Annotated in this window: 8 protein-coding genes; all 8 read right to left on the reverse strand. The window is 33.8% G+C overall.

Annotated elements, in window-relative coordinates; translation table 11 throughout:
* The 8 genes from R6X41_RS18345 to R6X41_RS18380 all read right to left on the reverse strand — a co-directional run bounded on the left by R6X41_RS18345 (window position 1) and on the right by R6X41_RS18380 (window position 15,635).
* A complete protein-coding gene (locus R6X41_RS18345; protein ID WP_318501815.1) occupies window positions 1-1,998 on the reverse strand; it encodes a glycoside hydrolase family 97 protein in 1,998 nt (665 codons plus the stop codon).
* Window positions 1,999-2,032: 34 nt separating this feature from the next.
* Complete coding sequence (locus R6X41_RS18350; protein ID WP_318501816.1) at window positions 2,033-3,508, reverse strand: sulfatase-like hydrolase/transferase; 1,476 nt, start codon at window positions 3,506-3,508, stop codon at window positions 2,033-2,035.
* A 5-nt stretch (window positions 3,509-3,513) separates the two neighbouring features.
* Window positions 3,514-4,335 (reverse strand): alpha/beta hydrolase, encoded by an 822-nt coding sequence (locus R6X41_RS18355; RefSeq protein ID WP_318501817.1) that lies wholly within the window; start codon window positions 4,333-4,335, stop codon window positions 3,514-3,516.
* A 139-nt stretch (window positions 4,336-4,474) separates the two neighbouring features.
* A complete protein-coding gene (locus R6X41_RS18360; protein WP_318501818.1) occupies window positions 4,475-5,806 on the reverse strand; it encodes a sugar porter family MFS transporter in 1,332 nt (443 codons plus the stop codon).
* 47 nt (window positions 5,807-5,853) lie between these two features.
* Entirely contained in the window at window positions 5,854-6,951 is a 1,098-nt protein-coding gene (locus R6X41_RS18365; RefSeq protein WP_318501819.1) for a glycoside hydrolase family protein, read from the reverse strand.
* Window positions 6,952-8,052: 1,101 nt separating this feature from the next.
* Window positions 8,053-9,954, reverse strand: coding sequence for a RagB/SusD family nutrient uptake outer membrane protein (locus R6X41_RS18370; RefSeq protein WP_318501820.1), 1,902 nt, complete (start codon window positions 9,952-9,954; stop codon window positions 8,053-8,055).
* A 24-nt stretch (window positions 9,955-9,978) separates the two neighbouring features.
* On the reverse strand, window positions 9,979-13,233 hold the full coding sequence (locus tag R6X41_RS18375) for a SusC/RagA family TonB-linked outer membrane protein (RefSeq protein ID WP_318501821.1): 3,255 nt from the start codon (window positions 13,231-13,233) through the stop codon (window positions 9,979-9,981).
* 1,172 nt (window positions 13,234-14,405) lie between these two features.
* On the reverse strand, window positions 14,406-15,635 hold the full coding sequence (locus R6X41_RS18380; RefSeq protein WP_318501822.1) for a glycoside hydrolase family 88 protein: 1,230 nt from the start codon (window positions 15,633-15,635) through the stop codon (window positions 14,406-14,408).
* Window positions 15,636-17,004: the final 1,369 nt, after the last annotated feature.

The following is a 17,004-nucleotide window of genomic DNA, read 5'->3' on the forward strand; positions in this document are numbered from 1 at the left end:
TTATTTCGTTTTAGTTTGTTTGATGTGCATCGCAAAACCATTGTTAGACTTCACCTTTAAATTTAATTTCGAATCGGTATTGATTTCTATGTCTTCAATTCTAACTTGTGTTCTTGTATTCACATTTTCATCGTCGGTATATACTTTCGCAATATAGGTTTGCCCCTCTTTTAAAAATGAAAAATCTAAATTCACTTCTCGTGCTGTCACACCGTTAATGCCTCCAATAAACCATTCTGTTCCTTTTCTTCTAGCGATTACACCTATTTCTCCCATTTCGGCATGTAACACTTTGGTTTCATCCCAAGTGGTTGGTACGGCATCAAAAAATTCTAATTCTGGTTCGTTGCCGATATGTTTGGTATCTCCCCATAACCCATCTAATTTTTCAGGAGAAGCTGCTGGTTTATCATACCAATATAAAAACTGTAACGGACTGAAAACACATACGGTTTTTGCCAACTGAGATGCATGCGATCCCATTTGCCCAACTCTACTACTATAATAACACACCGTATTATCTGATGCTCCTGCAAGACTACGTGTAAACATACTTATTAAAGTATGTGCATTTGGTACGGTTTCCTCATCTCCACGAATACCTTCTTGCGTTAATAAATTAGGATACGTTCTAGAAACACCTGTAGGTCTGTACTCATCGTGTACATCTACAATCATTCCGTAATCGGCTGCTTTTTTTATAGCTTCATGCATCCATGCGGTTGCATCCTGATCGCCAACACGAACAAAACCAAATTTAATTCCAGCAACACCCCATTTTTTAAATAGCGGTAATATGTCATCCAACTGTTTTTCTAAAGCACGTCGATTTACATATAAAATAAGTCCAATGCCTTTTTCCTTACCATATGCTGTAACTACTTCCATATCCAAAGGGCCTTTAGATCGTTTTGGATCTAAAGTTACCGTTGTAGCATCCGAAGTGTTTTTCATTTCGTCGCCATACCAGCCGGCATCAAACATGATATACTGCATATTGTGTTCGGCTACAAAATCTATCGCAGCAAAGGCACCTTGTGTTGTTAATGTGGTTTCACGCAACACTTTACCAGGTATAATCCAAGATGTATCTTCTATTTTAGAAGGATCGTTTAGATTTTGAATAATAAAGTTATTTTCCAAAAGTTCGCCTTCATTTTTCGCCAACATGATTACGCGCCAAGGCGATTGAAACGGAAGTGTTTTATGCACCTTATATCCATCTATTTTTTCCTCAGAAATTATAGCTCCCGTAATCGTATCTTGTTTACTCTCATTCATTTTACCATCTAATGTTGATAAAATGCTATACTCTGAAGCTGTACCTTTATTGAAACTCAATCTTGCATAATCTACTAGTTTTGCTTCTGCTAAAGCAATGATTATACTATCGTTTATTTCAATGACTAAAGGGCGATCACTACCTATTTCTAACTCTGTAATTGGTATATTTCTATATTCCCCTTGTGCCGTTAAAACACCAGGTTCTCTTTTAGGCGTTGACCACACGTTGTAATCTTCTTTAAAATTATAATGAATATTTTCAGTTAATGCAATTTCTGAAAGATTAGATTGTTCCGGAATTTCGTAAGCAAAAGCGACACCTTCATTATAAGCACGCCCGATAAGATTAATCTTAGTTTCGCCTATTTTTAAATACAGTTTTATCTGATTATAATGATCGGGAATGGTACTTAATTCACTGAAATTAGAATCCCAAGTGTCATCGACGTTACTATGCTCTGTTTTCAATATTGAAACCGCTCCTGAAAAATCTAAATCATTTGAAAGTAATTCTAAAGTTGAGGATAACAACACCTCTTGTTCACCATAAAAAACAGAGAACGTTAATGCATCATTAGATGTATTATTTAAAAACACTATAGATTTCTTCCCGTCTGGCGAGTATAACAATGTCTCATTACTCTCTTTACTACACGAGAAAATTAATAATGCGAAACACAATACAACACTGAAATTTTTTAATTTTAACCCCATTTTTATTTTAACTATTAATAAGTCCTATTACTATTTATTCATTTCGCACCCAAACGTGGCTATCTTCTAACAATTCTAAATATTGTAATTCAAATTCAGCTTTCATAACCTTGAAAACTTCCGGGTTTTCAAGACTTAAATCTTCAGATTCTGCGATATCATTTTTTAGATTAAACAACACAAAATCTGTAAGTTCTGCACGTTTTACCTCTTCAATATTTCCATCGTGTAAATTATGAATGTGTGGTAATTCTTCATTATCTAATTCCAGTCGTGCCATTATTTTCCAATCTCCCATACGCATGGCCACACGACGTGCGTTAATTGCATCGTAAAATGCCCATATTAATGGCTTGGTACGTTCAAAATTTCCAGTCTCTAAAAGGGCAACAAAAGATTCTCCGTCTAAAGTTCTATCTGGTAATTCTGCTCCTGATAATTCTGCAAAAGTGGGTAATAAATCTAAAGCAGAAACGACCGCATTAGATGTTCCTGTAAAGGTTTCTTTACCAATCCAGTTTACAATTCCTGGCACTCTAAAACCGGCTTCGTTGGTCCATAACTTCATGCCTTTTAAAGGGTTTGGTCTTCCGTATGATCGTTTTGCACGATCGTATCTCATAAAGGTTTCTGGTCCATTATCTGAGCTAAAAACGATTAGCGTATTATCTAAATTATGGTCTTCTAAATAGGCTATTAATCGTCCTACAGCGATATCTACATTTTCAACATTGGCGAAATATTCTGCTTCTTCTCTATTTTTAGCTTTTGGTAAATATTTTTGAACTAAATCTTCTGGAGAGGCAATTGGCTCATGTGGTTCATGAAACGCCACTTCAAGAAAAAATGGTTTATCGCTTGTCTTTTGGTCTAACCATTTAATGGCTTCGTCTACAACAATCTGACTACTGTATCCTTCTATTTCGCCAACTCCTTCTCCATTACGAACAAAGTTTCTTGGGTTTTCATGACTTGGTACAGCATTGTTATGCGTTGCAAACCAATAGTCGAAACCTAGATCGTTTGGTTGTGGTTGTTCTTCAGAATTAAACTGAGACGAACAATGCCATTTCCCTACCAAACAGGTTTCATAACCTACTGTTTTTAATAGCATCGGAATGGTCACTTCATCGGCTTGAAGATGCACTAAATCTCTATTGTCTTCACTTTTTTTATAACCTGGAATAAAATCATAAATCCCAGCACGATTTGGGCTTCTTCCGGTGAGTAAACCTGCACGAGAGGATGAACAGACTGGTGCTGTAGCGTAAAAATCGGTTAATCTAATTCCTGTATCTGCTAATTTATCTAAGTTTTTAGTTTCTATAATTGGATGACCAAAACTTGATAAATCACCATACCCTAAATCGTCGCACAAAAGCACTATGATATTGGGTTGACTCGCTTCCACTTCAGTTACAATAACCTCCTCTTGTTTCGGTTGCTCTTTACATGAAAAAGACACACAAATAGCAAGTATTGTAATATGTTTAAAAATTTTAAGGTTCATAATAATTAGTTTTTGGATTTCTTAAAAAATTCGTTAAAAAACAACATCTGATACTTTATCGAGTTACTCCAATATTTATTAGTATGTCCGCCTGGGCGTTCTATATAATCATGTGGAATATTTCGTTCTAGTAATTTAGAATGCAGTCTCTGATTGGCGTTATAGAAAAAGTCGTCTACTCCACAATCAAAAAGAATTTCTAATTGTTTGCCATCTAATAAATACACTAAATTAATAACGGTGTTCTGATCCCATATTTCAGGATTTTCAGCATAAGGTCCTAAACGTTCGGCAATATCCCAACGTAATGGAAATGGACGAATATCTACGCCTCCACTCATACTTGCTGCTGCTCCAAATAAATCTTGATGTTTAAATGCTAAGTATAATGCACCGTGACCACCCATACTATAGCCAGAAATCGCTCTGCTACTTTTAGTTGCGGTCGTATTATAGGTGTCGTCTATTTTAGACACTAATTCTTTTGTAATGTATGTTTCATATTGCATAGTCGAGTCTATAGGACTATCGTAATACCAACTGGTTTTATCGCCATCGGGACACACTATAATAACATTGTACTCATCTGCATATTTTTTAATAGCAGGTGCTTTTCCTAACCACGCCTTATAGTCGCCTCCAGCACCATGTAAAAGATACAACACATTATAAGCGCCTCCTTTTTTACTGTAATTATCTGGTGTAATCACAACATTTTTAATCTCTTTATTCATGGCTTTACTATACACCAAGAGGGTATCTACTTGCGACGCAAAAAGGTTGCAAGTCATTAAAAAAGCCGATATGTAGACTATTACTTTAGTCATTTTTTTAAATTTTTATTAAGAACCTGTTGTTAATCATAACAGAACCTTAATTATTTGCTACTTATTAATTGCTTTTATGGGATACTGAAAACGAATTCAATATCCCATAGAAGTTATATTATAAAAACAGATATGCTGTTTATTTCTCCTTCATTATCATTTTTTCCAATTCTTCTAAAGTCTTTCCTTTAGTTTCTGGCATAACTCTAAAGACAAATACTAATTGTAATATCATGGCTACAGTAAAGAATGCAAAAGCATAGGTTCCTCCATTAGTTAACTCTGCAACTATTGGAAATACCCAAGTAAGAATAGCAGCCCATACCCAGTGTGTAAGACTTCCGAAAGCTTGACCTTTTGCTCTCACCGAATTTGGAAAAACTTCTGATAAAAACACCCAGATTACAGCACCTTGCGAAAATGCAAAACATGCAATAAATCCAATTAAGTAAATAAGCACAGAATATCCTGTGAAATTTTGGTTGTAAAATGCCATAGTGGTTAATCCTAAAAATATAATCATCCCTATGGTTCCAATTTTCATTAATAATTTTCTTCCGAATTTATCGATAACAGACATTGCAATAACCGTAAATATCATGTTTGTAAAACCAATTATAATTACTTGTAATAAAGCAGTGTCTTTTGATAAACCCGTCATTTCAAAAATTCTAGGTGCATAATACATGATGGCATTAATCCCTGAAAACTGATTAAATGTTGCCAATAGAAACGCTAACATGATTGGGAAAGAGAATTTCTTTACAAACAGTTTTTCAGATTTCCCTGTAGTTTCAACTTTTAAACTGTCTTGAATATCTTTTAAAATACCTTCGGCATTTTCTGTTCCTAAAACCCGAAGCACATTACCTGCTTCTTCATTTCTACCTTTATGCACTAACCATCTTGGACTTTTAGGTACTAAAAATAATAAACCAAAGAAGGCTATTGCTGGAAGAGTTTCTACACCCAACATCCAACGCCAAGCATCAACATCTACAATAGAGTTAATAATATAATTAGAAAAGAAGGCTACCAAAATACCAAATACAATATTAAATTGGAACATTCCTACCAAGCGTCCTCTTAGTTTTGCCGGAGCAATTTCAGAAATATACATAGGCCCGATAACAGATGAAGCACCAACACCTAAACCACCTAAAAATCTAAAAAACAAGAAATCGTACCAATCTGTCGCCATCCCACTTCCAATAGCAGATATACCATACATAACGGCAACTACAATTAAAACATTTCTTCGACCATATTTATCACTTGGTCTCCCACATAATAAGGCTCCTACTATTGTCCCAATTAGTGCTATAGAATTTGTAAACCCATGCCAAAAGCCGTCGAGTTGATAGACTTCTTTAATAGATTGTTCGGCACCAGAAATTACTGCGGTATCGAATCCAAAGAGTAAGCCTCCTAACGAAGCAACCACTGAGGCTAGTAATAGTTTTTTGTTCATGACTTAAAGTATTTGGTTAGGCTAGTTGCCTTGGTTTTTATCGTGTATTAATTATTATTTAATGGAATAACCATATTCCAGGTTTTGGTTCCATTTCCAAATCCGCCAGGTCCATCCATAGTCGCGAAAAATATATGGGTGGGTTTTCCATTCTCAACAAACACAAACGGACGTTCTAATTGTCCTTGTATTATCGTTTCTCCATTATCCCATTTTACAGTTTTGGTATACGCTTTAGGATTTTTATCTACTTCCCAATGTATGCCATCTTTAGAATGTGCTAATAGTCCATCGCCTTGACCTCCTGTAATTGCACCACGCTGATCTTTGGCAATCATATGAAATCCGGAATTATCGCTCCATAAATGCGGATCTTCGATTTCACCAAATTTATCTACCGAAAATAAAGGTTCATCTCCCATAACCGTGTAGGTTCCATTGTAAGACGGTGCCGTTGCTACGCCTATACTCATATCTCCATTTGTAATTCCATTTGCGTTATAATCGCGCCCTTTAAAAAGCAACACTACAGATCCATCTTCTTTTATTAAAGGCGAAGGATTAGAGGTTAAATAACTATAAAATGAATTTGGTTTTACGTCTAAAATAGGTGATTCTAAACGTTTCCATGGTCCATTTGGACTTTTAGATGTTGCCATACCAATGCGTTTTCCCCATCTGGCAGCAATACACCATTTACTTTTTAAATCGAGCTGATTTACATTTTCTGTAGTCACATCCTCAAACGGGTGTGTAGACCCCATATAATACAAAATGTAAGTATCTTTATATTTTACAATTTTAGGGTTATGTGTAGAACGGCCGTCCCAATATTGTGTGCCACGTGCGCCAAGAGCAACATCTTGAAAAGTATAAGGGCCTTCAGGAGTGCTAGAAGTGGCGTGTACAATTTCTGAATCAATCATCCAACCGGGGTGAAAAGGTAAGTATTTTGGCCATCGCGATGCATACATGTGATACATGTCATCGTCGCCTTTTATAACTGAACTTCCCCAAACCCAATAATCTTCCATTTCAAGACCACCATTTACGGGTGCCTCTCCAAGATTATTGCTCATACTATTTTGTGCATGCAAAGCACTTGTGCACATAAATACTAAGAGGTATAGGATATATATTTTCATAACTTAAATTTAAATTCAAAAAAAAAGTTGGTTGTTTTTAGGAAAAAATCGATTTACACTTTTTAAAAAAATTCATCCAAATTGAAACTTATTCGCCTTGGATGAATTTAAAAAACCAATTCTAACTCGTCTTTAAGACTAAACTACTTTCTTTAAGACTTAATAAACAATAACTACTGCAATCTAAATTTTGTTTACCAAATATTGAATAACTTATCGTTCAATTACTATAACACAGAAACCATTTTACTTGTTTTTACTGGAATAACACGGGTATTTGTACTTTTTAATGAATCTTATTAGAATTCTTTGCGCCTCTTAAAATTTTTGTTTTTACGATTACTAATTAGACCTTAAAACTTAAAATAGAATGTGTTAGAATACGGCCTCTTTTTCATTAAAAAACATTGCGGTCCGATAAAAGAAAAAAGACCGCTCCGCTGTTAGATATAAGACAAAAGACTTGATTATAACTAGTAAAAAACAAGCTGGTTATGATTTGGCTACTATTATAACACAAATAAATACTTATATTTTAAAAAGTAGGTCGAGTGATTATTTATTATCAATCGTGTCCTAAATAATATTATATGTTCATTTTTTTCATTGATAAAAAGATCCTTCGACTACGCTCTGGATAAACCAAGCCAAAAAAATCTAGGCTTACGAACTTTTATCTAAATTTTTCGCTCACTATCTAAATTTAAAGAACTCGCTACTAAAAATCAACAATATAGGAACATACGTTTAGCTCAAACAGCTTTTAATTTTACGATACTTTCTCTTCAAATTTTACGATAAATTTTCGATAGGCCACAAAAAAACAAAATTCAAGGTATATAGAAAAAGTATCTCCCGCAGAACAACTAATTCCATAAAGTCAGCATTGGCATATCTTTTTAGAAAAAAGAGACTAATCGTTTAGGACGCTATTATATGGCACTTAAAAGCAGCCTATTTAACACATTTAATAATGCTTTAAGTTCTTGTGGCTATCAGTAGAATACCCTATACAAAAAGCCAGGTAAAACAAAAAAGCAGCTGCGAGAAATCGCAACTGCTTTTAATATATTAAATATAATATTTTAAATACTTATAATCTTACCACCCTGGGTTTTGTAATACATTAGGGTTTAAAGTAATTTGATCTCTTGGAATAGGATCTAAATAATTTATTAGCTTGAAATTTCTATTTCCTGAAGGATCTAAAATTAAAGCTCCTGCTTTAGTTTTAGCAATCCCAGCATAAGTAGATACTGATTGAACTCCTACAGTTGTTCCGGTAGCACTAAATGCAGATTCATCGTAAATTAATGTTCCTGGATTTCTAGGGTTCTCTGCCGTTTCAAATTCTGTACCTTCAACATATACTAAGGATACATCATGGTCTAATTCTTCTACAGCAATACCCCAACGTTTAATATCGTTAAAACGTTGATTTTCTCCAAATAACTCAATAGCACGCTCTCTACGAATTTCTCCTAACATATTAAGATCTGAATAAGGCGCGATTAACGCATTAGTTAATGGTGCTACATTAGAACGTTCTCTAATTAAGTTAAGTGACATATTTAAATCTCCATCAGAAATTGCACCTCCACCTAATTCTACAGTTGCTTCAGCATACGTTAATAATACTTCAGCAAAACGTAAGAATGGATAGTTGTAAGACTCTTCTCTAGTTTCACGTAAAATATGTTCCATGGTTAATTTTACTCCATCATAACCAATTCCTCTAGCTCCTCCTGGAGATAATAGTTGTGGCACATATGTATAGTCCCAACCTTTACCTGCATCTGCGAAAGGCACTCCATATTGTGCTCCACCACCATTGGTATTAGAGCCCCAACCCCAATATTCTTTTAAAGGTCTTTTCACTAAACTTGTTAAACGGTAATCACGATTTTCAAACTCTGAAGTCATTAAATCATACCCTTCAAACAACGGAGAATATTGTACTGGTAATCCGTCTTCACATAAATACATATCCATTAATTTACGAGATGGTGTATTTGTTTTAGAGTGTGTTAAAGTTGCTCTAATCTGTCTTAAGTTATAATCGTAAATAGTTTGAATAATAAATTCTTTATTATCTGCTTTAGTATAACCTATTGGGTTACCTCCACCATCGTCTATGTTGAATAAGTAAAATAAGTTTCTATCTCCTAATTCTGCACGGTGATCCCATAATTGAAATGCTCCGCTATTCATAACATCTAATGATGCTTGTTTAGCATCCGCCAACATTTCGTCTACACTAGGATATCCTGCTGGCTTAGCAGAACCTGCTCCTGAAGATACGCCATCTCCATCTGTAGATGTTCCTACGTATTTTTCCCAAGTTGCTTCATATAATAAAACACGTGCTTTAAAAGATTTCGCTGCTTCTAAAGAAATTTTACCTTCTTCTGAATCTGGAATGCTGTTTTGTGAAGGCAAACTTTGGATAGCAAAGTTTAAATCACTAACAATTTGAGCGACTACTTCGTAACGACTATTTCTAGGACCGTATAATATTTCTGAATCTACATCTAAAGCAGAAGTAACAATTGGCACACCTCCAAAACGCTGTAATAAATTATAATGATTCCAAGCTCTAAAAAAGTAAGCTGTAGCGACAGAAACAGCAATATCTGCCTGATCTCCTGAATATTCTGCTGCTTTTTCAATTAATTGATTTGGTTCTCTTAACTGACCATATTGGCCACTCCACATATCATCTTCATTAGGCACATCTGTAGTACCTCTTCCGTACTTAATTTCTGAGGAAATGTTACCTGATAAATCTGACGTTTCATCGCCTTGTCCTATACCCCAACCAAAAGCCTGACGATAAAAATAATTCGCGGCATTTTCAAATTGTTGTGGCGTTTTATAGTATACAGCTTCCGTAACTGTATCTAAAGGTTCTTGATCTAGATAATCTGAACATCCTGTAAGCATGAATGCAGAGACTACGACTGACAACCCTATTGTTTTTATATTAAATTTTATATTTCTCATATTCTTTAAATTAAAAATTAGCAATTAAAATGTAAGGTCTAAACCTAAAATAACAGTCGATGCAAAAGGTATCATACCTCCTTGTCTTGTATTATCTCCAAATTCTGGATCTAAACCATCTTCGATATTAGAGATTACAAACAAATCGTTACCTGTTAAAGAAAAACGAAGTTTAGATACACCTATACGTTCTAAAACTTCTTGTGGAATTGAGTATCCAACAGAAATTACTTTAGCACGCATATATGCCGCTCTAATTACATTAGGTTCAGCTAAATCACCATAATTCCATGTTTTTCTTGCACCATTATAAAAAGCTGCAGGATATTCTGCACCTTGATTGTCTTCTGTCCAAGTATTACCTAAGAATGTAGGGTTTTGGTTTGTCCACCATTGCATGAATGGGTAAGAAAGCGATCCTGTTCTCACAATGTTTTGTTGTCCTACACCTTGGAAGAAGGTAGAAAAATCGAAATTCTTGTAAGAGAATCCTAAGTTAATACCAAAACTATGATGAGGATTTGCATCTCCAACATAAATTAAATCGTCTTCATTAATAATACCATCTTCGTTAACATCTACTTTATTCCATGTCCCAGGCACTAAACGGTCTGCACTTCTGTAAAGCGGTAATTTAGTTCCAGGTTTTGTAGTAAGTTGGTCTCCATCTATAAAACCATATTGGTTATAATAATCTAATACTTGAGCTTCTGTTGATAAGATACCATCTGTTTTATATGCATAAATAGCATTTAATGGTTTCCCTTCTAAAATAGTATTTACACCTTTAATGATTGTGGTCTTACCTTCCATTTCAACAACTTCACTATTGTTATCCCAATACTGAACGCCAATATTATATCTAAAATCACCTATTTGATCTCTCCAAGTTGCAGCTATTTCGTAACCTTTAGTTTCGAACGTACCACTATTTGTTTTTGGTGCCGTAGCTCCTAATATTTGTGGATATGTAATATTAACTAACATATCGTCGTTTGTACGTACATAATAATCTGCAGTACCAGTTAAACGGTTATTAAATAAAGCGATATCTATCCCGATGTTTGCTGTTGTTACCGTTTCCCAAGAACGATCTAGAGATGTAATTCCAGAAATATTAGCCGTTGTATATAATTCTGGAGTCGTACCAAAAATTGTAGACCCTGAACCCATACTAGAATAATAATCGTATGCTCCAATACCTGTTACCGATCCCGTACTACCGTAAGACGCACGTAATTTTAACATATTGAATCCGCTATCTTCCATAAAATCCATTTCAGAAATCACTATACCAGCAGAACCACCGAAGAAGTTTTTCCATCTGTAATCTTCATGTAAACGAGAAGAACCATCACGACGTCCTATTAATTCTAATAAATACGTTGAATCATAATCGTAATTAATTTTTCCTAGGTAAGATAATAAACCTACTTCAGAGCTACCACCACCATTTGTTTGTGTCGCAACATCTCCAGTATTAATATCATCTAAACTATCGTCTGCCATATTAGAACGAAACAAAGAATATTTCTCTACTTGTGTTTGCTCTGCAGTATACCCTGCCATAACTCCTAAAGTATTTTTCCCAAAAGTACGGTTGTAATTTAACTGAAATACATGGTTTTGGAAGATATAATCGTCTTCTGTAACATTAATATTAGAATTCAATAGTGTTGTAGGTGTAAACGTTACATTACCAACCCAGTCGTACATAGTAACACTTGTTTTTCTAGCATTAGTACGCTGATTTCTAGAGGTTATGTTTCCAAAATAAGACCCTGATAATCCTTCTACATATTGATTTAAGTCTAAAGAAATTCTACCTCCTAAACGGAATAATTCTTGATTATTTGTAGTACGCCCACCTTCATCTAGCATAGCCAGTACATTATTTCCTCCAAAAGTATCATAGTACTGCCCTGCAGGATTATACAATGGAAAAATACTAGCATCTTGAATACCATTTCCAATACCTTGAGTAGGTGTATTTATCGTTCTATTATCGTAAGATACTGTAAACTCAGTACTAATTACATTACTTATTTTATACTCTAAGTTTGTACGGAAGTTATAACGCTTTTGTCCATCGTAAGTAAACGTCATAGGAGAACGCTCATTAGCATATCCAAAAGACGTTCTAAAGGTTACATTTTCGTTACCTCCTGATAAAGACAAATCATGTCTTTCTGAAACCGTTGTACCATACTGTGCATCAAATTGATTTACATCTGCATAATAATTATTTACACCATTAGCAAAAAATGGATTTGGTGCTAATGGAAACGTTCCATCGGCCATCATCTGAGTTTGCTCTTCAGTAAAAAATCTGTAAGTACCTGCAGTCTGAGTTAACACACCATCTTTGTCTACGTAAGAAATTTCATCATTAGCACCTGCTATTAACCAAGATTCTGCCCATTGACTCATATTTGCAAGTGGAAATTCTTGAGCAAAGTTTAATTGCGTTTCAGTTTTATAATTCACGACAACTTTACCTTCTTTACCTCTTTTAGTGGTTACTAAAATTACCCCACCGGCAGCTTTAGTACCAAAAATAGAAGCCGAAGCATCTTTTAATACAGAATAGGTTGCAATATCGTTTGCATTTATTGCAGATAATTCTGTTTCTGTAATCTCCACACCATCTAACATAATAAGCGGTGTAATATTATTTACAGAAATGGCACCACGAATATTAATAGAAGTTCCTTCGTTACCAGGACGAGATGATGTACGTGTAACTGTTACCCCAGAAACCTCTCCTTGTAAAGCTAAAGCTGCACTAGAAGTACCTTTACCTCTAATAACGTCCTCTCCTTTTACTTGAGCAACAGCTCCTGTAAGTGTTTGTTTTTTCTGAGTACCAAACCCAACAACAATTACTTCGTCTAATTCACTAACGTTAGTAACTAATTCTACATCTATTTTAGTTTTTCCTCCTACAGAAATTTCTTGAGATATAAACCCAACATAACTAAATACAAGCACAGAAGATGAAGATGGAACATCTATAACATAATTACCATCAAAATCTGTAACTGTACCTACACCAGATGCACCTTGTAAAATTACATTTACCCCAGCTGCTGGCATACCATCATCTTTCGAGAATACTGTACCTCTAATTGTTAAATCCTGTTCGTTAACACGTGCTTCAGTAACTAATTTGTTCGTATCGTTAACAGCAAAAACACTGCTATAAGATAAGCTTAGCAATAAAGCCATAAACAACGCTGGCTTTACAGAAGACTTTTTAAATTTATAATTCTTATACATAAATTACTTTTTTGTTATACTATTTAATTGGTTGTAAAATTCTGAAACAAATTTTAAGACATACTACATGAATTAAAATTCGAGTTTTTTAAATAAACGCCCTTCGGTAAGTGATGGTGTTTTAGTAATTTTTTTTTGGTCATAATAGATTGTTTTATGTTATTAATGTTTGTTTAGATACCATTTAGAAAAAGCGTTAACATTTCATTTGGTATTTCTGTTAACAATATTATAAATAATGTCCTATTTATTCTCTAAATCATGATTCTATGTGTCTAACTTATCACCCATTTTCACCTAATATCCCTTATAAACAGTATGTTTTGTCTGAAAATTTGTTTTTACCTGTTTTTAATGCTTACGATTTTATGTAATTCATAAAATTAACATACAATTAATACTATAATCGTTTTAAGGAACCTCTTGATTTGATTATTAGGTAATTTAAAATTCAATACTGTAATTAATTTTGAATGCTAATACCCCCACCAAAAGCATCAATTAAAAACCAGATTGTTAAAAAAAGCACTTAATTATTTATACTTGGAAAAACACAACCCACTGAATACCAAAGACAACTGGTTAACCAATTTTTTTCAACCAAAATAGGAAATTCGAGCCTAAAACGCTGCTATTATTAAACTATTCATAAATAATTCAATCTTTTTTAATTTTACTATTAAAATCATCTGGTTATATTCCGTTTAATGGCATATTTACCAAGCCAGATGCTAAATTTTCATATACAGTATACAATTAGATCTAAGCACAAAAACTCCTCTATTTATTATATACAATTATTAACAAAACACCGTATACCAAGGGGATCTCTTAAAGTTTCAATTAAAATTCCACACTATAGGGATGTTATTTCTTAATAAAAAAGAGTTCATGTTAAGGTAACATGACATTGTAAAAAACAAATTAAATTAAGGCACGCGCTCTAACTGTTAATTGCAAAACAGATAAAAGTTGTAAGCCGCACTAAGAGGGAGAATTTAAACAATACAAACAAAAAAAAGCCCCTACATAACTATATATAAAAAACTAATAAATAGTTTGCATACGTGAGTATAAGGCATAAAAAAACCCTTTCAGAACTTCTCCTAAAAGGGTTAAAACCAAATGAGATTTAATCTCATGATTTACTAAAAAACAAACAAACTAATTTTTTATTGCTGAGCTATTTTATTTTCTACCTTTTCTAATCTAAGTAAGGCTTCCATAAAGTAGTAATCTGCATATATTATTGGCACATCAATTTCAGAATTATTAGGCATATGTCCTGTAGAGTGAAGTAAAAGCGCATCATTAGTGTCTCCACTAAAATATTCTTTAGATTCTAATTTACTCATTAAGGCTTTGGCCGCATTCGTGTATTTTAATCTCAGTGCATTATCGTCTAACTGATCGGCTAATTCTAGCATACCACAAGCAATTAAAGATGCTGCTGATGCATCCTTAGGCGCATCTGGTATTTTTGGATCGTCGAAATCCCAATATGGAATACCATCTTCTGGTAAACGCTCTAAAAAGTGATCGGCTAATTTTATAGACGTTTCTAAATACGCTGTATTCCCTGTCTCTCTATAAGACATGGCGAAACCATAAATTCCCCAACCTTGACCTCTAGCCCACATCGATTCGTCTGCGTAACCTTGGTGCGTAATTCCTTTAGTAAATTCTCCAGTATTTTCATCAAAAAGTATCACATGATAAATAGAAGAATCTGGACGTACTAAATGCTCCATAGATTTTTGAGCATGACTATTTGCGATATCATATAAGTTTTTGTTTCCACCGTTTTTAGCAGCCCAAAACAATAACTCTAAATTCATCATATTATCGATAATCGTGTTGTAACCAATTTTTGGCACCATTTCTGGCCAAGATAAAATGGTTCCTACTTTAGGATTATATAATGTCGCTAACGTATCTGCTGCAGCAAGTAATATTGTTTTGTATTCTTCGTTACCCGTTAATCGGTAACCATTACCGTAGCTACAGTATACCATAAAACCTACATCGTGATTATCGGCAGGCGTGTAAGCGATTTCTTTTAAAGGCGCTGTAAATTTTTCTGCTCCAGCTAAAATTTCAGGATCTTTAGAATATTCGTAAGCATACCAAAGTACACCTGGCCAAAATCCAGAACACCAATCTCTAACTCCAACAAGGTTCCAATCTTTATTTCCCTGTGTTATGTTTCTAGGAAAACTATCTGCAGCTTTTAACGATTCTAAGGTCGTTTTTACTTTGGCTACACTTAAGTCTAATACAAGATCTGTATTTTGTATTACCTTTTTAGCTTCTACAGAAGACGTTTCCTTCTCCTTAGATTCGCATCCCATTAACATAGCAGCGCAAACAAATGCTACTAATGTTCCTTTAAATAACTTCATATAATTTAATTGTTATTAATTTTTAATTTTTGCAATTATTAATTTGAAAATGTTAGTCTCAAATTATATTACAATGATAGAAACACTTGTCTCATTTTGGTATAAACTATGAATCATTCTTAATAACTTATTACCCATTTACACCTAAAAACACAGTGAGAGTGTGCGTATCTCAATAAACAGCTAAAAAAAGGTGATTATTACTACTTCAGTGTAGCGATAAGTTATAGTCTAAAAATGCACTAAACACATTGTCTTTTATATTTCAATTTACGTGTATTCACTTTCCAAATTAATGACATCTGTTTGCTCTATTTCTGATAATTGATTGCCGTTATAGTCTTTAATCCAAATTTAAAAATCGCTACTCTAAAATTTATAATTGTTATATACTAAATACTGCTATCTTTTAAATACATCTCATTGCCGTTAGTATTTATATTCTATTATTTAAATATCTTTTTAAAGCGCTGCGCTTACTAGTTTACCTTTGAGATGTCCTTTTCCAGCAACTTTAATAGGCTTGCCATCGCCATTTTATTCTAAAATTGTAATGTCTTGTGTGCTGCCATCAATCAATTCAACCGTTAATTGGTTTATGTGTATCCGTATAAACTCATAAAGGTTATTATTGTCAGTTTGAGCGGAGTCGAAAACTACTACATACGGATATTCAAGGCCGCTCGATTTGACATTAAGTTAATTAAATTACTGCATCATGATATATAGCGGACATTCAAATTGATTCTCATTTTTTCACACTTTACTGTTGCTAGACCTAACTATTGACTCAAATACTCTTATTTTCAGTTCCTTCTTTTAACAAAAAAACTCAAAATTTTGAGTTCCCAATAGTCCTTCACCACTTAGACCTTCAATACGACCCAAAAAATTGGAATTAATATCGGAACACTAAAAGTTAATCGTTGCGTCTCCTTTTTCATCGGTTTTAATATCTGGTTTCCAATACAATGTATTTCTATAATCTGGAAAACCATCAGTCTGCTCAATAAGGTCATAAATAGGTTCGTAAAATATTTTTTTAGGATAATTACCTTTAATACTTGCTAAATGGAATTTTCTTAATAGTTCGTCTTCGGTATATTCATGATCTTATCATGATACTTTTCAGTTTTATATTCATCGTGAGTAAACGCACCATTATGTCCAGATAATTTCCTCCCACTGATCCATTCCTTATATACTTCTCCTTCAAAAGGTTTTATATTCGAAATATGAACTTTACAATTTAAGACCGTTGCAAGGTCAAATCAATTGAATCTATTATTATATTGAATAACTGTTTGTAAATTAAGTTCTCAAGTCTTATTTTTAGGTTATGAAATTACAGAAAGCCCCAACCTTAGCG

The organism is Formosa sejongensis, assembly GCF_033447105.1.
In the GTDB taxonomy this organism is placed as follows: domain Bacteria; phylum Bacteroidota; class Bacteroidia; order Flavobacteriales; family Flavobacteriaceae; genus Formosa.